Here is an 18,952-nt window from a genome sequence, read left to right as displayed (position 1 = left end):
GGTAACGCCTTATTTATCGTCGCTATTTTCCGCGTCAATTCTCTGTTTAATCGCTTCCTCTGCTATGCGAATATTTTCTTCAATTGGTTGACCGTCTTCAGTAAACATTGACGGATATATAATTGCTTCTGAGTCAGGAGTACGGCGACTAAATAGAATTTCCAAAGCTTCTATATCTTCCCGATGAGCCAGTACATATACCCTTAATTCTTTTGTGGACATTTGAGCAAAATTAGGTTTCATTGACAAATCTCCAAGTTCCCTCACGAAATACAATGATTTGCAGTTCATCACCTGCCAAAATAAACACGTTGCCAGTTATGTCACTAAAACGAAATAGCTGAATATCCCGGTAGAAATTGGATAGGTACTGGCAAATAATTATACACATGAGTGCTTGCCGAGTTGTAGGATATATATTCTGTTCCTCAATTGTGGCATAAATAATATTAAGGCTTAAAGAGCTAAATGGCAAAACGCTTGTCAGTGGTAGTCGGGACAAGACCATCAAAATTTGGCGGCTAGAGTAGTGTTAGCGGAAGCGGGGCGATGCAGCCCGTGCTGAGTTAGTGGTTTTGCATATTGAGGTAGACACAGAAAAAGTAACCTAAACTAAAATCAAAATGACCTGCTATTAAATCTGAAAATCAATGAACTGGAAACTTGACGAAGCACAACAAAAACTGCCAGAGGTAATAGATGCTATTGCATCAGAACCTCAATTAATCTTCAAGGAGGAAAAATTAGTGGCTGCAATCATAGAACCTAACCTTTTCCAAAATTTCCTGGCTTGGCATCAGCAACAACAAGTCCCTTCTCTGGGAGATGCCTTTGTAGAACTACGTCAAATGTGTGCTGAAGAGAATTATACTTTAGAAACTCCTGCACGATGTAGCGGCGATCGCCATATCCCATTTGCTGAACTCTCTGAGCGATCGCTCAATTACAATTCATCTCCAATTAAATAATAATGGTTATTCTATTTCTAGAATTTTGTTGTAATTATTGTGAAAGAAATGTCAATCATCATCATTGTGAAATAGTGATGATAAATCTCGATAACCACTAATCACACGGAAAATTTCGACATTTTCTCCTATGGGCATATAAAGGATGAGATAGTTATCTATGGGGAGACTACGGATACCTAGTAGAATTTCGTCACGCTCTCTTCCTAATTTTGGGAACTGAGCAATTTTGATAAATTTAGCATCAAGTTTACTCAAGAACAACTCTGATTGAGTCAACCCAAACTTTTTTGCAATATAGTCTGCAATCTGCTCGATGTCCTGAATTGCAGGCTCAGTGAGGCGAAATTGTGGAGTCATACTTCGTCTGAGACACCGTAGCGCGATCTCAAATTGGCAAGAATTTGAGCCATTGCAGTTGAGCCATCAACTACTTTACCTTCTTGGGACGCTTCCAATCCAATACGTGCTTCCATCTGAAGCTCTCCCAGTCTTCCTTGATATATGTCTTCTTGTTGCTGTTCTAGTAGTTGTATTCCTGCAACAATAACGTCAACAGCATTATGATATTTACCGCTCTTTAGTTGGCGTTGTAGCAGGGCTTCTACCTCTGGGGGCAAAAAGATTTGCATGGAATTTTTTCAGAGTCAGGATTAACTCCATTGTAAGCGGTAAGCAAGGATGATTGTTGACATCACTCCTTAATCAAGATTATCTAGGTCAACGTGCGGGTGAATTAAGAGGATACTTACAAACTCAAGGAAAACCTCGCACTCAAGCGGACATAATTATTGCCGCAACTGCCGAAATTCACCAAATTACATTAGTAACTAGAAACACAAAAGACTTCGAGGGATGTGGTATTGCCATACTCAATCCATTTACTTGAGCAAAGTAGGGTGTGTGACGGCAGTGATAAGATTGAAAACATCACCCACATATTCAAATTGCCGTCACGCACCAAACAAATATTAGTAATATGAATCATGATAAAATTACCATAGTTAGTGGTAGCGATGACAAAACTATCAAAATTTGGCAGCTAGAGTAGAGAGTGCTAAGTTAGCAGTTTTGAGTATTATTGCAGGTTAATCAAGATTTTTTATAAACATCTTTCCGATGCTTGCACTGCAAAAGTTGCACGATTTGACTTTCATCATCAATCTCATAACGAACTCTATAATCACCAACCCGGATACGATACTCATTATCAAAACCTTTTAATTTGACAACTCCATCAGGACGGGGTTCCAAAGCAAGATTTTGAGTTTTCTCAACTACACGCTCCGCAATATCATTTGGCAAGTCGTCAATCTGCTTTTGTACAGATTTTGAAATAACGATAGTGTAACTCATGATGTTCGATTTGAGCGTTCAGCAAGATATTCATCCATAGTCATGGACTCACTAACTGCATACTCAGCACGAACTGCTTGAATTTCTGCCCGTGTTTCTGCATCGTCTTCGTACACCGCTTCTTCAGCTTCAAAAATTTGTTGCTCAATTATCTCTTGAAGTTGACGCTTTTCTTCTAAATTCAAAGAAGATATTGCTTCTGCAAAAGTTTCTAAGGAGAGTTGTAGTTTAACAATGACTGACATTTTTCTCTTATTAAGGATGTAGGCTTTTTTTGCATTCTTACACTATTATGCTTATAACGTTAGATATTTGCTGAAGTCAAGCAAACAGCCTTCAGAATAGATGGTGTATTTCTGCCCATCCAAAATCAAGAAGTACCGATTTATTTTGTCGAGGTTCAGTTTCAGCCAGACGCAGAGATTTACTTGCGCTGAGTATCAGAAATTTCTTTATACTTACGCCAAAATAGACGCAAAAATCCTTGGCGCGGCGTGGTGATTTATCCTACTAGGAATTTTGCATGGAATTTTTCAGAGTCAGGGTTAATTCCATTGTAAGCGGGAAGCAAGGATGATCGTAAAGACGGCTATTTATCGCGTCTCTTTTTTTAACCGAACAGTATTGGGCGATCGCTATAAATTAATCTAACTCATAATTCTCGGTTCTGTCTAACAGAGACAATCTCATTGTGACCAATAAAATTATCAAACAAACAAGTATTTAAACTTATTAAAAAAAGCAAGAAAAAATTAAATTTATTGAAAATCATCTGCATTAATTAAGTCTTTTGCCATGGTCTAAATGCCTGATAAAGCAAGACTTTCAAGCATAATTGCACATCATTTCTAATTAAATATTAAAAAAAAATAAATTACATTTTTCCCTAAAAAAAAATGATATGTTAGATACAGAATTGAATTTCGCACGTATCTGGAGTAGTACAACGTAATCTACTCCAGTTTTTCCCTCCAAATCCCTAGTAAATGATTGCTTTGACTAGGATTTCCGCAGGGTCTGAGTACAAAATTGTATAGTCATAAGTCAGCCCAAACAGCCCTTAAAACCTTGCTATGATTGGGTTACAGATGAGTACAACTAAATCCTGAACCCATTTCCATAAATACTCGTACCCCAGCTAAAAAATACTAGAACCCCTACCTGAAAAAAATCTTTTAAATTTCTTAACCCACCTCAAACTCTCCATCGGAGATTTTGAGTACAACTCTAATAAATCCAATAAATTCTATTCCAGAGAGGCGCACCACTCAAATGTGAGAGGACTGCTATAAATCTTATATCGCCAATCACTTAACGCTTCTACATAAATCAAAAGCGAAAAGTGGGTGGAGGGATGAGATAGCACTATGCCTTTGTGAATAGAAGTTGCGGCTGTACACACAAATTCTACCCCAGACCCAAAGTTGACACACACCAGCCCAAATCCCAGGATCTCACAACCTGCCCTACTCAGCGAAACCGCTACAAGGTAAATGTGACAGCCACAACTTCAATTCTGCGGGCAAAAAATTAGCAACGGCATCTCCCACAGTGGCAGCTAGTCCACCGACTTTTGCGAAATTCAATGACACCACAGGTTACAGGCTCCTCCTTTACCGAATTGACACCTACCGTAGCAAAATCAAGTGGTTGCGGCTGCGACAGCAACAGCAGCGCCACCGTGGAAAGGGACGAAAAGCTCCAAGAACGCATTGCTAAACATCCCTGCTACAGCGAAGAAGCTCATCATCACTACGCTAGAATGCACGTTGCAGTCGCTCCTGCCTGCAACATTCAGTGCAACTACTGCAACCGCAAATATGACTGCGCCAATGAAAGCCGTCCTGGGGTTGTTAGCGAATTACTGACACCAGAAGAAGCAGCACACAAAGTCTTAGTGATTGCCGGCAAAATTCCCCAAATGACAGTTTTGGGAATTGCTGGTCCTGGCGATCCTCTGGCAAATCCAGAAAAGACTTTCCGTACCTTTGAGTTGATTGCCGACAAAGCACCAGACATTAAGTTATGTCTCTCAACCAATGGTTTGATGCTGACGGAATATGTCGATCGCATTAAACAATTAAATATCGACCACGTTACTATCACCTTAAATACCATAGATCCAGAAATCGGCGCTCAGATTTATTCTTGGGTTCACTACAAACGGAGACGTTATAGAGGCGTTGAAGGTGCAAAGATTCTGCTTGAAAAACAAATGGAAGGCTTACAAGCCCTCAAAGAAGCAGACATCTTGTGTAAAGTCAACTCCGTCATGATTCCCGGCATTAACGACCAACACCTAGTTGAAGTCAACAAAATGATTCGGGAAAATGGTGCATTCTTGCATAATATTATGCCTCTGATTTCTGCACCAGAACACGGTACACACTTCGGCTTAACCGGTCAACGTGGCCCTTCCCAAAAAGAACTGAAGGGAGTGCAAGACCAATGCTCTGGCAACATGAAAATGATGCGCCATTGCCGCCAGTGCCGTGCTGATGCTGTAGGCTTATTAGGAGAAGATCGTAGCCAAGAATTTACTAAAGATAAATTCTTAGATATGGCTTCAGAATACGACTACGACAAACGTCAAGAAGTCCACGAAGGTATTGAGAAATTTAGAGAAGAACTCAAAGTAGCTAAGGAAAAAGCTGTAGAGAAGGTACAGGTAGCGTCTGTAAAAGACAACCCCAAAATCCTCGTAGCGATCGCTACCAAAGGCGGTGGATTAGTTAACCAACACTTCGGACACGCGAAGGAATTCCAAGTTTACGAAGTTGATGGTAGAGAAGTTCGCTTTGTCAGTCATCGCAAAGTTGACCATTATTGTCAAGGTGGATACGGCGAAGCAGCCACATTTGACAATATTGTGAAAACAATCGCAGATTGTCAAGCAGTTTTAGTCTCCAAGATTGGCGACTCTCCCAAAGACAAACTGCTCCAAGCCGGCATACAGACTGTTGAAGCTTACGACGTAATTGAGAAGGTTGCTTTAGAGTTTTACGAGCAATGGATTAAGGAATAGGGATTGGGGACTGGGAACTGGGGAATGGGAACTAGGTAATTAATTGACCCAATACTCAATACCCAATCCCTAATACCCAATCCCCGATCCCCAGTACCCAATCCCCAACAAGGAGATATAGTCATGGCTTACAAAATTACCAGTCAGTGCATTGCTTGCAATCTTTGTCGGTCTGTATGTCCCACCGGGGCAATCAAGGTAGCAGAAGACGGTCAACATTGGATTGACAGCGAACTGTGTACAAACTGCGTTGGTAGCGTTTACACTGTCGCTCAATGCAAATCTGGTTGTCCTACCTGCGATGGTTGCGTTAAAGTACCTAGCGATTATTGGGAAGGTTGGTTTGCTAATTACAACCGAGTTATAGCGAAATTAACAAAGAAACAAGATTATTGGGAGCGTTGGTTTAATTGTTATTCTCAGAAATTCTCCGAGCAATTGCAAAAGCATCAGGGTGAAATCTTAGGGGTATAAAAATGAGCATCATTTATCTGGATAATAATGCTACCACTAAGGTAGACCCAGAAGTTGTAGAGGCAATTATGCCCTACTTGACCGACTATTATGGTAATCCCTCAAGTATGCACAGCTTTGGCGGACAACTAGCCAAAGCGGTAAGAACAGCCAGAGAACAAGTTGCGGCTTTGTTAGGGGCTGATGAATCAGAAATTGTCTTTACCAGTTGTGGAACTGAAGGTGATAATGCTGCCATTCGCGCCGCCTTATTAGCCCAGCCAGAAAAGCGCCACATCATCACAACCCAGGTAGAACACCCCGCAGTCTTAAATGTCTGCAAACAACTAGAAACCCAAGGTTACAGTGTTACTTATCTTTCTGTGAATCGTCAGGGACAGTTGGATCTAGATGAACTAGAAGCTTCCCTGACTGGTAACACTGCTTTGGTGACGATTATGTACGCCAACAATGAAACAGGCGTAGTCTTCCCGATTGAGCAAATTGGTTTAAGAGTCAAGGAAAAAGGCGCAATTTTCCATGTAGACGCGGTACAAGCAGTAGGTAAGATACCTCTGAACATGAAGACCAGTACCGTAGATATGTTAACCATATCTGGTCACAAAATCCATGCACCAAAGGGTATTGGGGCTTTGTATGTCCGTCGTGGTGTGAGATTTCGTCCGCTATTGATTGGTGGACACCAAGAACGGGGACGGCGTGCAGGAACAGAAAATGTTGCCGGCATTGTCGGTTTAGGTAAAGCCGCAGAACTGGAAATGCTGCAAATAGAAACAGCGATTAAGAAAGAAACAAGGCTGCGCGATCGCCTAGAACAATCTTTACTCGCTAAAATCTCTGATTGCGAAGTTAACGGTGACGTTACGCAGAGATTGCCCAACACCACCAATATCGGTTTCAAATACATCGAAGGTGAAGCAATTTTACTCTTGTTAAATAAACACGGTATCTGTGCTTCATCTGGTTCTGCTTGTACATCAGGCTCACTGGAACCATCCCACGTCCTCCGGGCAATGGGTTTACCATACACAACTCTCCACGGTTCGATTCGCTTCAGCCTTTGTCGCTACACTACAGAAGCCCAAATCGATAAAGTCATCGAAGTCATGCCCGAAATCGTCGAACGCCTCCGCGCCCTCTCACCATTCAAAAATGACGAAGCCGGCTGGTTGCAAGAACAAACATTGGCTCATCGTTAATTAGGTTACAGGTTACAGGTTACAGGTTACAGGTTACAGGTTACATACAGGGAACAAGTTACACGTTACAGATAATTTTCTATCACCTATCACCTATCACCTGTCACCTCTCTCAACTCAAAACTCAGCACTCGGAACTAAATATGTGGGACTACACAGAGAAAGTATTAGAACTGTTTTACGATCCCAAGAATCAGGGAGTTATTGAAGAAAACGGCGAACCTGGTGTGAAGGTTGCCACTGGTGAAGTCGGAAGTATTGCTTGCGGTGATGCGCTGAGATTGCACATCAAAGTCGAAGTAGCATCAGACAAAATTATTGACTCTCGTTTCCAAACCTTTGGTTGCACTAGTGCGATCGCTTCTTCTAGCGCTTTGACAGAAATGATTAAGGGTCTAACCTTAGATGAAGCCCTCAAAGTTTCTAATAAAGACATCGCTAATTACCTCGGTGGCTTGCCAGAAGCCAAAATGCACTGCTCAGTTATGGGACAAGAAGCTCTAGAAGCTGCTATCTATAACTATCGTGGCATTCCTCTCGCTGCCCATGATGACGATGATGAAGGTGCGTTAGTCTGCACTTGCTTTGGTGTCAGCGAAAACAAGGTGCGCCGCATAGTTGTCGAAAATAGCTTGACTACTGCCGAGCAGGTAACAAATTACATCAAAGCTGGTGGCGGATGCGGTTCCTGTTTAGCTAAAATTGATGATATCATTAAAGATGTAAAGGAAAACAAAGCCGTAAGAAACCTCAACACAAAAAACGGCAAAAATACTACAGAAATTGCTAAATCTGGGCAAGCAAGACCACTAACCAACGTCCAAAAGATTGCCCTAATCCAAAAAGTATTAGATGAAGAAGTCAGACCAGTATTGATTGCCGACGGTGGAGATGTAGAACTCTACGACGTAGACGGCGACATTATCAAAGTCATCCTCAAAGGTGCGTGTGGTTCTTGTTCCAGCAGTACCGCCACCTTAAAGATAGCGATTGAATCCAGATTACGCGATCGCATTAGTCCCAACATTTTAGTTGAAGCAGTCTAAGTAGGAGTCAAGAGTCATTAGTCAATGGTCATTAGTCAATGGTCATTAGTCAAAACTCAGCACTCATCACTCAGTACTTATCACTTAATTACGAATCATCATGAACACTAATTCTACTGGTTATTCTGTGGAGCGATCGCCCCCTTTGGCGAACGTTCTACATAAGGCTCACTGCCAAAGCTCCATCAGGCATGAGCAGCCGACAAACAAACGCAAAGACCCACCAACTAACCAACCAATTGCAGGAAAGATAGAACCATGACTGACGAAAACATTAGACAGATAGCTTTCTACGGTAAAGGCGGTATCGGTAAATCTACCACCTCCCAAAACACCCTAGCAGCTATGGCAGAAATGGGTCAGCGCATTATGATTGTAGGTTGCGACCCTAAAGCCGACTCCACCCGTTTGATGCTGCACGCTAAAGCTCAAACCACCGTACTACACTTGGCTGCTGAACGCGGTGCAGTAGAAGACCTAGAACTTCACGAAGTTATGTTGACCGGTTTCCGTGGCGTTAAGTGCGTAGAATCTGGTGGTCCAGAACCCGGTGTAGGTTGCGCCGGTCGTGGTATCATCACCGCTATTAACTTCCTCGAAGAAAACGGCGCTTACCAAGACCTAGACTTCGTATCCTACGACGTATTGGGTGACGTTGTATGTGGTGGTTTCGCTATGCCTATCCGTGAAGGTAAAGCACAAGAAATTTACATCGTTACCTCTGGTGAAATGATGGCGATGTACGCTGCTAACAACATCGCTCGTGGTATTTTGAAATATGCTCACTCCGGTGGTGTACGCTTGGGTGGTTTGATTTGTAACAGCCGTAAGACAGACCGGGAAGCTGAACTAATCGAAAACTTGGCTGAACGTTTGAACACTCAAATGATTCACTTCGTACCTCGTGACAACATCGTTCAACACGCTGAATTGCGTCGGATGACTGTTAACGAATACGCACCTGACAGCAACCAAGGTCAAGAGTATCGCGCATTAGCTAAGAAGATCATCAACAACGACAAGCTCACCATTCCTACACCAATCGAAATGGATGAACTAGAAGCACTGTTGATTGAATACGGTATCCTCGATGATGATACCAAGCACGCAGACGTTATTGGTAAGCCCGCAGAAGCTACCAAATAGGTAATGCCGTAATCAGGAGATACGGAGACAGGAAGATTCAGAAGCAATTCCTCTTCCCTCTCTCCCTCCCCATCTATCCTTTCCCCCATTCGCTAAGAATTACTGAGGCAGACTATGACACCTCCCGACAACAAGAATCTTGTAGATGAAAATAAGGAACTGATTCAAGAAGTTCTCAAAGCTTACCCCGAAAAATCTCGCAAAAAACGCGAAAAACACCTCAACGTCCACGAAGAAAACAAGTCTGATTGCGGCGTTAAGTCTAACATCAAATCCATTCCTGGTGTCATGACCGCCCGTGGTTGTGCTTATGCAGGTTCTAAGGGTGTGGTTTGGGGTCCTATTAAGGACATGATCCACATCAGCCACGGCCCTGTAGGTTGCGGTTACTGGTCTTGGTCTGGTCGTCGTAACTACTACGTTGGTATCACAGGCATCAACTCCTTTGGTACTATGCACTTCACCTCTGACTTCCAAGAACGCGACATCGTATTCGGTGGTGACAAAAAACTAACTAAACTGATCGAAGAACTCGAAGTTCTATTCCCTCTCAATCGTGGTGTTTCCATTCAATCTGAATGTCCCATCGGTCTAATTGGGGATGACATCGAAGCAGTTGCTAAAAAAGCTTCTAAGCAATTTGGTAAGCCCGTTGTACCCTTACGTTGTGAAGGTTTCCGTGGTGTATCCCAATCTCTAGGTCACCACATCGCTAACGATGCTATCCGTGACTGGATTTTCCCTGAATTTGACAAGGTTAAGAAAGAAAACAAACTTGACTTTGAACCAAGCGCCTATGATGTAGCCCTAATCGGTGACTACAACATCGGTGGTGATGCTTGGGCTAGCCGGATGTTGTTGGAAGAAATGGGCTTACGTGTAGTAGCTCAATGGTCTGGTGATGGTACTCTTAACGAGTTGATCCAAGGCCCTGCTGCTAAGTTAGTCCTCATCCACTGCTACCGTTCTATGAACTACATCTGCCGTAGTTTGGAAGAAAAATATGGTATGCCTTGGATGGAGTTCAACTTCTTCGGTCCCACCAAGATTGCTGCATCTTTACGCGAAATCGCTGCTAAATTTGACTCCAAGATTCAAGAAAACGCTGAGAAGGTAATTGCTAAGTACACACCAGTAATGAACTCTGTACTAGAAAAATACCGTCCTCGCTTGGAAGGCAACACCGTTATGTTGTACGTAGGTGGTCTACGTCCTCGTCACGTTGTTCCCGCTTTTGAAGACTTGGGTATCAAGGTTGTCGGTACAGGTTACGAATTTGCTCACAACGACGACTACAAACGTACCACCCACTACATCGATAACGCCACCATCATTTACGATGACGTTACCGCCTACGAATTCGAGGAATTCGTCAAAGCTAAGAAGCCTGATTTAATCGCTTCTGGTATTAAAGAGAAGTACGCCTTCCAAAAGATGGGTCTTCCTTTCCGTCAAATGCACTCTTGGGATTACTCCGAACCTAGCGATGGGGTGCAGATATAAGGTAATGTAAGGTTTTTTAGTGATGGGAGAATAAAGAGTCTAGTTTTAGCCTAAATGGGCGTTTTAGGGTGATGTGAGAACAATATATTTTTGCTGCTTTAGATAATATAACTCTTATGGGATCTGGTTTTCGGGTTTTAGTTAGATTTGGGTGAGATAAAAATTGTAAAACAAAAGACTATTTTGATTAACATTATTTTAGATTAATTTGAGATGGTTGGGCGATCGCTTTTACTCAACAAGATGATAAGGTGAGCGATCGCTGGCTATCTAGCAAGACTGGGAGCAACTTTCTCTAAATAATCCCGAAATATTTGATTTGCTGTTTTGTGATCTCCTTCGGGAGACATATTGCACAGCCACCATAGAAAACTACTTTGGTAGCATCTTGGCTGATCAGTTGCAATTAATCGTCCAAGATGTTCACAGTTCCAGCCAGTAAAAGTGTACTCCCAACTCGAAAAAACACGAAGGGCTTGTTTTAGTCGCTCAATTGTTTGTTCTGGTTCAAAGGCGATTTCATCAATACCAACAACGAATTTAACCTCCTTTCTCTCAAACGGACACAACCCTTGACCTGTATCAAAAATGTGTGTGTCGGAAAGACCAATTCCATAGTGCCAAAATGGATCAGGTGGGTTTTGCCAGTTAAGTAAATGTCCATAACGCTTACTCGTTGGATCAACAAGACTTTCAACTCTTTCTATTGTCTTCTCAATCTCATTTGGAGATAACGGCATAACTGGAATTAGATACTTTATGGGATGGAGTCAGACTAATACTCTCAGCACAGGTTTACTCTACAATTATTTAAGCAGTGATTAGCTGTGCGATGATCTCTGATCGGTCGTAGTTCTGTAGGGTGCGTCAGCTTGGGTAAACTATTTCATCATGAAAATTAGTTAATGCTGATACCTACGGTAAGTTGCGCTAACGCACTCATGTCTAAAGTTAGCGATCGCTATGGTAAGCTACGCTAACGCAATAAAATTTTTTACTTAAGCTTCAATACCTTCTGATGGTGGTGATTTCAAAAGTTTTATCTGTTGATTATATTGTATGAGGTGAGGATATTGCTTCTGGAGTTCAATGTAATAATTCACCAAAGTCTGAGGGTTGTGTCCATTTTCCTGAGATATCAAGTGGCGAATTTTACGTATTTGACTGATTGTCTCATCCTTCTTCGTCATCTTGCGCTCCGATTAACTCTAATGGCGTGACTAACGTGGGAACGTATAAACCCAGCATAACGTTCAGCCGTCGGATATGCCCAAACTTGTTAGCATTTGCCAAGTGGCGACAATTCCAAGTCAACAGAAAATCACATTTATGGTACGAAGCCAGCGCAAGATGTAGTGCATCTCCGAGAGGATCACTAGGCATGAGATGTTGCTGAATATACACTTCAACAATTTCAGCAATTACACTTTCAATCGGAACAAATGACAAGCCACTAATCAGTTCTATTGCTTCCTTTTTTCTGGGAAAGTTACCGCGATTGAGTTCATCCAGCACTGCAACGCTAGTAACTAGCTCATAGTTATTATTTGCATTGTTCCACCATTCCCGTGTCCACTCTCGCCGTGCTACCATATCAGGCTCAGTACGTACCTCGTAATAAAAACTGGGAATAGATGTTTCAATGTAAACTTTTGGCTTCATTGCGCTAAGGAGTGAGATAAATGAAGGGTTTGATTATGATTGACCATATTAAATATCTCATCTTACCGATTAACTTGCTGTTGAGAATTTTGGTTTGACTTCAAACTCGAATTGAGAACGGTAAAAGCAAACGTCGAACTCAAGAAAAAAGTTGGTTTGACCGAGAATCAGTGGTACATTCGAGTTACGCACCCATGCAAATACTAACTCCACTGCTGCAAATTCTGCAATTTCAGCAGATGCAGATAAAGGGATAGCTGGCTGATTGCTAAGATTGCCGGCTAACTGAATAATAGCTTTGCGATCGCTCCAAGCAACCCCCAACTGAACATCTAACTCGTAGGGTAAAACATTAACTGTTGCTCCACTATCCACTAAACCAATTGTGTCAATGCTTTGATCGCCTCGTCGTAAAACAAGTGGTATTCTTGGTAGACTATCAAATTCTTTTTGTGTTGGGCTACTCAATAAACATCATGCAATGACCTTGATTAACTAGGCAATAACTACGATAAGCTACACTAACGCACAAAAGACGGCGATCGCTACAGTAAACTACACTAACGCATAAAATACACAGAGTAGGCGATCGCCCAGATTGATTAAACTCTCATTCTGATTTTACTTGGTGAGCTTGTGCATATATCCGCAATGCAGCAGCCATTTTCTGTTGATAATCTTCACCCTGAGACTTAAACCAAGCTAATGTTTGAGGGTTTATCTTGACAAGAACACTCAATGATGGAACAGGCTTCCACCAGCGAGACTTGCTAAAAAACTCCTCCGTCAAAGGTGGAATATCCGATGTATCAATCTCTTCTTCTGACAAGGAATCAAGCTTCTCCCAGTTCGTCTTTGAGGTATTGTTCATAGCGTTTTCGTTCATAAGGTAAAGCTTTCCGAAGTGAAATAATGCGGATTGTTTCTGCGTCTGGTTCTGTGAATACGACAACTACAACGCGTCCATCAAGCATTCCTAGTCCGATAAATCTATCTTCGCCGTAGTCTTGACGATCATCTAGCGAAATCCGAAGCGGTAAAGTAAAAATTCGATAAGCATCTGCAAAATCTAGTTCATGCTTGACAATATTACGCTAATTCTTTTGCTGATCCCATTCAAACCTCATACTCTAATTTTATCGATTTTGGGCAGTTGGTATCTTTGACACTCTCACCAAAGTATATATAGAGTCTGGCTAGTTTTCCAAGTCTGTCTTAATATTAAGATAAATTAGTAAGACATCATAGTAAGGCTAAGGAGGAATATTCTTGGCTAAAAAAGTTACTATTACCCTTGATGATGAGATTCTAGCTTTTATCGACCGACAGGCTGCGTTAGCTGGAGATACTCCCAACCGCAGTGGCTATGTCAATGCTGTTTTAGCAGAACATCGTCGCGCGATTTTAGAAGCAGAAATGATTGCAGCACTCAAAGAAGATAATGAAAATCCTGAATATCAAGCAGAAATAGCAGATTGGGATACCATTGTGGGAGATGGTATTGAATAATGCCAAACAGTGTTTTAACTTATCGACGAGGGGAAATTCGCTGGGTAACACTCGATCCAACTGTGGGTGCAGAAGTTCAAAAAACACGTTCTTGCCTGATAGTGCAGAATGATGTGATGAATCAATATGGTTCTTTAACTATAGTGATGCCATTTCGACCGGGAACGAAAAAAGCTCCTTATGTAGTGAATGTCAAAGCTACAACAAACAATGGTTTAGACCAAAACCGCTATATTGATGTTGCACAAATTCGTAGTGTTGATCATAGTCGAATATTGGGGTTAATAGGAATTTTGGAAGATGAATATTGGGAGAAAATTCGTGCTGCACTAGATATAGTTTTGAATTTTGAATAAACTTTGGTACTTTGCTGAAATCCTGGTGATTGCTTGTTAGTAGTTCTGTAGGGTGCGTCAACTTCGGTAAACTGTTTCATCGTGAAAATTAGTTAATGCTGACGCACCCTACTCGCTATTGGTTGCTAGTTTCTTCTATTGAACTATTAGAAATTATGTAATCTCTCTGAAATGTCTGTCTATGTTTCTTGGTTATCTAAAAAGTGATAGCACAAAAGACACACCGCAGGTATCGCCTGCGGTAAGCTGCAAAGATAGCATCCAACAACTGCTTTAGGCGATCGCACCCACAACCCATCGCAGGCGATCGCTTTTAATTAATGAAACTTTCACTAAGCCCAGTCTAAAGAAGGTCTACGCTTAGACTTGGCACAATCTTGTAAGTAGAGATTGATTAAAGTTTGATAGGGAATACCTGTTTCTTCTGCCAGAGTCTTGAAATACTCAATTACGTCTTCTTCTAAGCGGATTGTAATCTGCTTTTTTAGATTTTTTAGATATGGATTAGGAACAGACTCTGAAAAATCATATTCTTCTCTCATGGCAAAAACTCCTCATATTGCTGACGTTCGTGCTTTGTAGCTAGACGAGCAGAGATGATCCGAATTAAGCGATCGCTCTCCTTGTACAAGTGAGATACTATTAATAATCGAAACTCATCACTCATACCAAGCATCAAAAAACGATCTTCCTCAATTGAATGCTCTGGATCATAAATTAAACGGGCATTGTCGTCATAAAAGACAGTTTGCGCCTCCTCAAACGATACACCATGCTTACGTTCGTGTTATTGGTTGCTAGTTTCGTCTAAAGCTTTCTGTATCGCATCTCTACAAAACTGTGCAGGGTCATCTTGTGCTTGTACCGCTTGCTTCATTGATTCGGTGACGCGAAAGCTGAGATTAGCTGTCATGGGTTCTTCACCCTTTGGTTGTATCGGTTCTAAATTTTCTGGATTCCCCTTTCGATTAGGCATTGTTGAGAAATATAAATAAGGCTTGAACTGTCTGCGCGCAAACAGGTAGAGTTTTAAATCGGTAGGTAATCACCCTGGAAAAGTTGTTACCTGCCGATACCACTTTTAAAAAGGGCAATACTATTTTATGGTGTTTTCACGTCAAGAGCTGGAATTGTTAACGATTCCAGAATTAAGCCTGTTGGTTAAACGGTACGGATTACGACCTACAGGAACAGGTGGACAAAAGACAAGTTACCTCACTACCCTGATGGCGTTTCCAGTTTTAGCTCTCCAACAGTTAGAGGAAAGAAGAGGGTTAATTCGTCCAACCTTTGATCAATTACAGATAATAGCTGAGATTCTAGATCAAATGGGAACACTCACACCGGAACAGTCAGCATTGTTGAGGGTGACTTTTGAGGGTAGACGCATGGAATACCCCAAAAGATATGACCAAGAGAGATTACTCAACTTGTACAAAGTTAAGAATCATTTATCTGAAGTGATTGAACTATTAGGAATTATGTAATCTCTCTGAGATGTCTGTCTAGGTTTCTTGGTTATCCAAAGAGTGATAGCACAGACACACCGCAGGTATCGCCTGCGGTAAGCTGAGAAGATCGCACTCAGCACACATATTAAGCGATCGCAGTCTTGATAAGCGATGCTTTCTCTGCGAGACGCTACGCCAACGCGCCAAGCAGCCATAGGCGATACCTACGGTAAGCTCCGCTAACGCCCTAAAAAAATGCTAGGTTTCATATTTATATTGCTTAAATTCCAGCAATTTTATCTAACTCAGCAACGTGTTCATCTTCATAGTTTTCGATTAAAACACTAATGACTTCCATTAATGAAGCAAGTGGATGAGTTTCATCTTCACCAACTTGATCAATCAAACAATCTAGCATCTGTACCAATCGCTCATATTCCTCTTCAGTATGAGGAACAAAAACATTATCGGCAATGGATGATCAAGCGATAACAGTTTGATCGATGTTAAAACTTTGCATTATTCCTGCCATTTTTCTTGATCATATTCTGAATGCGTTAACACAGCACTGATGTAAATTTTTTGGTATTAAGTTTAACTGCAATTACTCTGACTTGATAATATTGTAAGTGCTATATAATTACCTTGATTTGCACTTCCTACTCAAAAACCTAATCACCAATGAATTGCTGAAAAATTGTCTGCACAATTGCTAAAATTGCCCCTACATTATCCAAGTAATATCTTTGTTGATCAACGAAAGCTATTTTTTGAGAAAGTTGCAAGAATTGCCATATTTCTCCTGTGGTTACGCATCCATACACAGGCTTTTCTAGCTGGTTAGCTGAACGATTAAATAAATCTGCTGCCACCATTTGTGCTATACATTGTCCTAATCCCGCTTCAACATCATTTTTCTTGGCTTCTACAACTGTGATAATTGGCGATCGCAATGGTGGTAATGCTGGAGCTAATGCGAGAATAAAATCACATTCTCCAATTAAACCTTGTGTGGGATCAACATCAAGTCTTTGTCCAGAGAAAATAGCTAACCTATCTTGACTAATATCGCGGCAAGCTAATAGAATCGGTGCAATAATAAACTCACTTCGAGCTTTTTCACTAATCAAAAATAATTGAGTTTGTTTTTTGAGAGCTTCATTTAACCAAGCAGGTATAGAAAGGGGTACAAGTTGAGGAAACAGATCAGCTTCTTGGGTAGTAATTCCCAGAACAGCCGCAGCTTTTTCTAGAGTAAAGTCACTGTAAGCCATAGTTTTGCAGTGCTTTGATTATAGGATGACATATCCTTTAGCGTAGCTTAACCGTTCCTTGTTCAATTAACTTGATTAGCAATACGATATCTACGGTAAGCTCCGAAGATATCACTCAGCAATACTTTAGGCGATCGCTCTCAGCATACACCGTAGGCGATCGCCTTTACTGATTAAACTTTCACTATGCCCAGTCTAGAGAAGGTCTACGTTTAGACTTGGCAGATCGCCTTTATTGATGATCATGTACGCGATCGCACCCTGAGCAACTGTCTCAAATCAGCGATCGCTCTCGTTGGTTACAGAAACGCTTAAGTTGAAAATAAGTTGAAAATAACTTGCTAAAGTTGCCTGGTATCAGTAGGTGAAAGTCGGCAAACTGGAACATGTAACAACTACCAGTTGCAGTAAGTAACCCAGTAAACACTAATTAGGAGATAAATTATGCGTTTTATGAAACCCAAAACTTTCATTATTGTAGGAACATTTGCGTTTATTACCAGCCTTGCCATTCCTCTAGGAAACCACTCTTTAAGGGCAAGTGCAAATTCAAAGTTTGACCGTCCCTACAATTTTGCTAAAAACCATGGCGCTAGCGACGGCATAGCAAAAGTTTTTGCATTCAGTATGGTGTTTTTAGCTCCGCTTGGTTTTCTTGCTATTAAAGATTCTTTTAAAAAAAAGTAATCGCGCTTGTAGTGATAGCTTTAAAACAAGCGATTGCTCTGTTACCAACTATCTCAAAGAAGCAATCGTTCTTTGAGCAACTATATCCAATGAGTGATGTCTAGCGACAAGAAGCAGAGCTTATAAACACTTGTGATGATGGTGCCACTTCAAATACTAAAGGAGCAAAGAATATGGAGAATTTACTGCTTGGACAAGCAACAAAACTAGTAGAGGCTATGGATAAAACTGTAGATGATAATCTACCTCAAAATATTGCGGACATTGTCAAGTTTCATTCCAAGGGTGCTGCTGCCGCAGCCATAGCTTCTGCTTGGGTTCCTGGTGCTGGAGGAGTCGCAGCCACCGCTATTTGTGCAGGTTTTATATGGACTATGTATGGGAGGATAGGTGCAGAAATAGATTTACCAATTTCTAAAAACATTCTGAAGTCCCTTGCATCTGGAGTGGCGACTAACATTGCTTCAGGCATTGTTGGTGTGATTGCTTTATCAACAGCATTTTCAATTTTCCCTGGATTAGGCAATATCGCAGCCTCTGCGATCATGGGAGGAACTTCCTATGCGCTGACATTAGCATCGGGTTATGTCTATCTAAAGATTATGACTCAACTTTTCAGTAAGGGAATTGATCCAACAACGCTTAGTGAACAGGAATTAAAGAATATTGCTAAAACCGTTACCAACGATAGTGATGTGAAGGATGTAATAAAAGGGGCGAAAGAGGAGTTCAAGTCCAAGAACGAGCGAGGTGAATTCAAATACTCACAAAAACTCTAAAAGAATTTCTCTAATCAGGTTCAATATTTTTTCGGCGATCGCCCCCTTACCACCTATTTCAAAAAAGCGTAGACGCGAAGCGGCTTGTCGATAGACATCTCCCACAACAAAACCTACCTTACACTATCCACAGATCCCAAAGCCATTGATGAACCAAGGTTTCTCGTAATTGGACTAATAAATGGGAAGCATTGGTCTGCCGTCATCACATACAGAGAAGAGCGGGTGCGAATCATATCAGTCAGGCGAGCAAGAGATGAAGAGGTAAAAATATATGAAGGCTGAAGAATTTGATGAAAAATTTGACTCTGGAGAGGATATTACCTCTTACTTAGACCTTTCTACAATTCGTCGTCCTGGCTACGAGCAGCGACGAGTAAATGTTGATTTTCCCTTATGGGTAATTGAAGCGCTTGATAAGGAAGCAGAGCGAATTGGTGTAACCCGACAATCAATTATAAAAGTATGGATTGCCGAGCGACTTGAACAGCATAGTCAAGTCAAAAATCTCTGATTG

Annotated in this window: 33 protein-coding genes and 2 pseudogenes; 17 read left to right on the top strand and 18 right to left on the bottom strand. The window is 41.4% G+C overall.

Translation table 11 applies throughout. The features are described 5' to 3' along the window. Positions 1 to 9 precede the first annotated feature (9 nt). On the bottom strand, positions 10 to 243 hold the full coding sequence (locus FD725_RS17550) for a hypothetical protein (RefSeq protein ID WP_179049327.1): 234 nt from the start codon (positions 241 to 243) through the stop codon (positions 10 to 12). Next, the gene (locus FD725_RS17545) at positions 233 to 508 is read right to left on the bottom strand and encodes a hypothetical protein (protein WP_218653199.1); all 276 of its coding nucleotides are present in this window, start codon (positions 506 to 508) and stop codon (positions 233 to 235) included. The genes FD725_RS17550 and FD725_RS17545 overlap by 11 nt, the downstream gene beginning before the upstream one ends. A gap of 142 nt (positions 509 to 650) precedes the next feature. Here FD725_RS17545 and FD725_RS17540 point away from each other — a divergent pair, with 142 nt between their 5' ends. Then, entirely contained in the window at positions 651 to 968 is a 318-nt protein-coding gene (locus tag FD725_RS17540; protein WP_179049326.1) for a prevent-host-death protein, read from the top strand. Between the two features lie 51 nt (positions 969 to 1,019). On the opposite strand, the gene FD725_RS17535 is transcribed toward FD725_RS17540, so the two are convergent. Both FD725_RS17535 and FD725_RS17530 read right to left on the bottom strand, forming a co-directional pair. Beyond that, positions 1,020 to 1,328 (bottom strand): type II toxin-antitoxin system RelE/ParE family toxin, encoded by a 309-nt coding sequence (locus tag FD725_RS17535; RefSeq protein ID WP_179049325.1) that lies wholly within the window; start codon positions 1,326 to 1,328, stop codon positions 1,020 to 1,022. Next, a complete protein-coding gene (locus FD725_RS17530; protein WP_179049324.1) occupies positions 1,325 to 1,600 on the bottom strand; it encodes a type II toxin-antitoxin system ParD family antitoxin in 276 nt (91 codons plus the stop codon). Before FD725_RS17530 ends, FD725_RS17535 begins: the two co-directional genes overlap by 4 nt. A gap of 53 nt (positions 1,601 to 1,653) precedes the next feature. On the opposite strand from FD725_RS17530, the gene FD725_RS32570 reads away from it, so the two are divergent. After that, positions 1,654 to 1,857: a hypothetical protein gene (locus FD725_RS32570; protein WP_179049323.1), complete on the top strand. Its 204-nt coding sequence runs from the start codon at positions 1,654 to 1,656 to the stop codon at positions 1,855 to 1,857. Positions 1,858 to 2,060: 203 nt separating this feature from the next. Here the strand turns inward: FD725_RS32570 and FD725_RS17520 are convergent, their stop codons facing one another. Continuing rightward, the gene (locus FD725_RS17520; protein WP_179049322.1) at positions 2,061 to 2,324 is read right to left on the bottom strand and encodes a type II toxin-antitoxin system RelE/ParE family toxin; all 264 of its coding nucleotides are present in this window, start codon (positions 2,322 to 2,324) and stop codon (positions 2,061 to 2,063) included. Then, complete coding sequence (locus tag FD725_RS17515; RefSeq protein ID WP_179049321.1) at positions 2,321 to 2,569, bottom strand: hypothetical protein; 249 nt, start codon at positions 2,567 to 2,569, stop codon at positions 2,321 to 2,323. The genes FD725_RS17520 and FD725_RS17515 overlap by 4 nt, the downstream gene beginning before the upstream one ends. A 72-nt stretch (positions 2,570 to 2,641) precedes the next feature. Here FD725_RS17515 and FD725_RS17510 point away from each other — a divergent pair. Further along, positions 2,642 to 2,842, top strand: a pseudogene (locus tag FD725_RS17510) (DUF2887 domain-containing protein); the annotation flags it as partial. 948 nt (positions 2,843 to 3,790) lie between these two features. Here the strand turns inward: FD725_RS17510 and FD725_RS32565 are convergent. Continuing rightward, positions 3,791 to 3,916 carry a hypothetical protein gene (locus FD725_RS32565; RefSeq protein WP_256871643.1) on the bottom strand — a complete coding sequence of 42 codons (126 nt, stop codon included), beginning with the start codon at positions 3,914 to 3,916 and terminating at the stop codon, positions 3,791 to 3,793. Here FD725_RS32565 and nifB point away from each other — a divergent pair. The 7 genes from nifB (at position 3,910) to nifD (ending at position 10,717) form a co-directional block, all read left to right on the top strand. Next, positions 3,910 to 5,349 carry a nitrogenase cofactor biosynthesis protein NifB gene (nifB, locus tag FD725_RS17505; RefSeq protein ID WP_179049320.1) on the top strand — a complete coding sequence of 480 codons (1,440 nt, stop codon included), beginning with the start codon at positions 3,910 to 3,912 and terminating at the stop codon, positions 5,347 to 5,349. The genes FD725_RS32565 and nifB overlap by 7 nt on opposite strands. A 123-nt stretch (positions 5,350 to 5,472) precedes the next feature. Then, a complete protein-coding gene (locus FD725_RS17500) occupies positions 5,473 to 5,823 on the top strand; it encodes a DUF362 domain-containing protein (RefSeq protein ID WP_179049319.1) in 351 nt (116 codons plus the stop codon). Between the two features lie 2 nt (positions 5,824 to 5,825). After that, the gene (nifS, locus tag FD725_RS17495) at positions 5,826 to 7,022 is read left to right on the top strand and encodes a cysteine desulfurase NifS (protein ID WP_179049318.1); all 1,197 of its coding nucleotides are present in this window, start codon (positions 5,826 to 5,828) and stop codon (positions 7,020 to 7,022) included. Between the two features lie 143 nt (positions 7,023 to 7,165). Beyond that, on the top strand, positions 7,166 to 8,068 hold the full coding sequence (gene nifU / locus FD725_RS17490; protein ID WP_179049317.1) for a Fe-S cluster assembly protein NifU: 903 nt from the start codon (positions 7,166 to 7,168) through the stop codon (positions 8,066 to 8,068). Positions 8,069 to 8,168: 100 nt separating this feature from the next. Further along, the gene (locus FD725_RS17485; protein WP_179049316.1) at positions 8,169 to 8,330 is read left to right on the top strand and encodes a hypothetical protein; all 162 of its coding nucleotides are present in this window, start codon (positions 8,169 to 8,171) and stop codon (positions 8,328 to 8,330) included. Continuing rightward, on the top strand, positions 8,327 to 9,214 hold the full coding sequence (gene nifH / locus FD725_RS17480; RefSeq protein ID WP_179049315.1) for a nitrogenase iron protein: 888 nt from the start codon (positions 8,327 to 8,329) through the stop codon (positions 9,212 to 9,214). Before FD725_RS17485 ends, nifH begins: the two co-directional genes overlap by 4 nt. 114 nt (positions 9,215 to 9,328) lie before the next feature. Continuing rightward, positions 9,329 to 10,717, top strand: a complete 1,389-nt coding sequence (gene nifD / locus FD725_RS17475) for a nitrogenase molybdenum-iron protein alpha chain (RefSeq protein WP_179049314.1) — start codon at positions 9,329 to 9,331, stop codon at positions 10,715 to 10,717. Between the two features lie 266 nt (positions 10,718 to 10,983). Here the strand turns inward: nifD and FD725_RS17470 are convergent, their stop codons facing one another. From FD725_RS17470 to FD725_RS17445, 6 genes are all read right to left on the bottom strand, one after another. Beyond that, complete coding sequence (locus FD725_RS17470; protein ID WP_179049313.1) at positions 10,984 to 11,457, bottom strand: hypothetical protein; 474 nt, start codon at positions 11,455 to 11,457, stop codon at positions 10,984 to 10,986. Between the two features lie 258 nt (positions 11,458 to 11,715). Then, complete coding sequence (locus FD725_RS17465) at positions 11,716 to 11,907, bottom strand: hypothetical protein (protein ID WP_179049312.1); 192 nt, start codon at positions 11,905 to 11,907, stop codon at positions 11,716 to 11,718. Continuing rightward, positions 11,891 to 12,379, bottom strand: a complete 489-nt coding sequence (locus tag FD725_RS17460; RefSeq protein WP_179049311.1) for a type II toxin-antitoxin system VapC family toxin — start codon at positions 12,377 to 12,379, stop codon at positions 11,891 to 11,893. Before FD725_RS17460 ends, FD725_RS17465 begins: the two co-directional genes overlap by 17 nt. Before the next feature lie 69 nt (positions 12,380 to 12,448). Further along, positions 12,449 to 12,847, bottom strand: a complete 399-nt coding sequence (locus tag FD725_RS17455) for a hypothetical protein (RefSeq protein WP_179049310.1) — start codon at positions 12,845 to 12,847, stop codon at positions 12,449 to 12,451. 142 nt (positions 12,848 to 12,989) lie between these two features. After that, positions 12,990 to 13,250 carry a BrnA antitoxin family protein gene (locus tag FD725_RS17450; RefSeq protein ID WP_218653122.1) on the bottom strand — a complete coding sequence of 87 codons (261 nt, stop codon included), beginning with the start codon at positions 13,248 to 13,250 and terminating at the stop codon, positions 12,990 to 12,992. Beyond that, positions 13,213 to 13,428: a BrnT family toxin gene (locus FD725_RS17445; protein WP_372726739.1), complete on the bottom strand. Its 216-nt coding sequence runs from the start codon at positions 13,426 to 13,428 to the stop codon at positions 13,213 to 13,215. Before FD725_RS17445 ends, FD725_RS17450 begins: the two co-directional genes overlap by 38 nt. Positions 13,429 to 13,648: 220 nt before the next feature. On the opposite strand from FD725_RS17445, the gene FD725_RS17440 reads away from it, so the two are divergent. Together FD725_RS17440 and FD725_RS17435 are read left to right on the top strand one after the other, a co-directional pair. Then, entirely contained in the window at positions 13,649 to 13,888 is a 240-nt protein-coding gene (locus FD725_RS17440; RefSeq protein ID WP_179049308.1) for a CopG family transcriptional regulator, read from the top strand. After that, entirely contained in the window at positions 13,888 to 14,244 is a 357-nt protein-coding gene (locus tag FD725_RS17435) for a type II toxin-antitoxin system PemK/MazF family toxin (protein ID WP_179049307.1), read from the top strand. Before FD725_RS17440 ends, FD725_RS17435 begins: the two co-directional genes overlap by 1 nt. Positions 14,245 to 14,576: 332 nt before the next feature. On the opposite strand, the gene FD725_RS17430 is transcribed toward FD725_RS17435, so the two are convergent. The 3 genes and pseudogenes from FD725_RS17430 to FD725_RS17420 all read right to left on the bottom strand — a co-directional run bounded on the left by FD725_RS17430 (position 14,577) and on the right by FD725_RS17420 (position 15,220). Beyond that, positions 14,577 to 14,786, bottom strand: coding sequence for a CopG family antitoxin (locus FD725_RS17430; protein WP_179049306.1), 210 nt, complete (start codon positions 14,784 to 14,786; stop codon positions 14,577 to 14,579). Beyond that, a pseudogene (locus FD725_RS17425) lies at positions 14,783 to 14,965 on the bottom strand (BrnT family toxin); the annotation flags it as partial. The gene FD725_RS17430 and the pseudogene FD725_RS17425, both read right to left, overlap by 4 nt. Before the next feature lie 66 nt (positions 14,966 to 15,031). Then, the gene (locus tag FD725_RS17420) at positions 15,032 to 15,220 is read right to left on the bottom strand and encodes a hypothetical protein (RefSeq protein WP_179049305.1); all 189 of its coding nucleotides are present in this window, start codon (positions 15,218 to 15,220) and stop codon (positions 15,032 to 15,034) included. Between the two features lie 127 nt (positions 15,221 to 15,347). Here FD725_RS17420 and FD725_RS17415 point away from each other — a divergent pair, with 127 nt between their 5' ends. Next, positions 15,348 to 15,731, top strand: a complete 384-nt coding sequence (locus tag FD725_RS17415; protein ID WP_179049304.1) for a hypothetical protein — start codon at positions 15,348 to 15,350, stop codon at positions 15,729 to 15,731. Between the two features lie 244 nt (positions 15,732 to 15,975). On the opposite strand, the gene FD725_RS32560 is transcribed toward FD725_RS17415, so the two are convergent. Further along, entirely contained in the window at positions 15,976 to 16,113 is a 138-nt protein-coding gene (locus FD725_RS32560) for a hypothetical protein (RefSeq protein WP_256871641.1), read from the bottom strand. A 253-nt stretch (positions 16,114 to 16,366) separates the two neighbouring features. Further along, positions 16,367 to 16,969: a hypothetical protein gene (locus tag FD725_RS17405; protein ID WP_179049303.1), complete on the bottom strand. Its 603-nt coding sequence runs from the start codon at positions 16,967 to 16,969 to the stop codon at positions 16,367 to 16,369. Between the two features lie 453 nt (positions 16,970 to 17,422). Here FD725_RS17405 and FD725_RS17400 point away from each other — a divergent pair, with 453 nt between their 5' ends. The 4 genes from FD725_RS17400 to brnA all read left to right on the top strand — a co-directional run bounded on the left by FD725_RS17400 (position 17,423) and on the right by brnA (position 18,949). Next, positions 17,423 to 17,656, top strand: a complete 234-nt coding sequence (locus tag FD725_RS17400; RefSeq protein WP_179049302.1) for a hypothetical protein — start codon at positions 17,423 to 17,425, stop codon at positions 17,654 to 17,656. A gap of 173 nt (positions 17,657 to 17,829) precedes the next feature. Beyond that, positions 17,830 to 18,435, top strand: a complete 606-nt coding sequence (locus FD725_RS17395) for a hypothetical protein (RefSeq protein WP_179049301.1) — start codon at positions 17,830 to 17,832, stop codon at positions 18,433 to 18,435. Between the two features lie 84 nt (positions 18,436 to 18,519). After that, the gene (locus FD725_RS17390) at positions 18,520 to 18,720 is read left to right on the top strand and encodes a BrnT family toxin (RefSeq protein WP_179049300.1); all 201 of its coding nucleotides are present in this window, start codon (positions 18,520 to 18,522) and stop codon (positions 18,718 to 18,720) included. Continuing rightward, a complete protein-coding gene (gene brnA, locus FD725_RS17385) occupies positions 18,710 to 18,949 on the top strand; it encodes a type II toxin-antitoxin system BrnA family antitoxin (protein ID WP_179049299.1) in 240 nt (79 codons plus the stop codon). The genes FD725_RS17390 and brnA overlap by 11 nt, the downstream gene beginning before the upstream one ends. The last annotated feature ends 3 nt before the right edge of the window (positions 18,950 to 18,952 follow it).

Origin of the sequence: Nostoc sp. TCL26-01, from assembly GCF_013393945.1 — a bacterium.
In the GTDB taxonomy this organism is placed as follows: Bacteria; Cyanobacteriota; Cyanobacteriia; order Cyanobacteriales; family Nostocaceae; genus Trichormus.
Note: the sequence above shows the minus strand (reverse complement) of the source record. Positions and strands in the feature narration are given on the sequence as shown.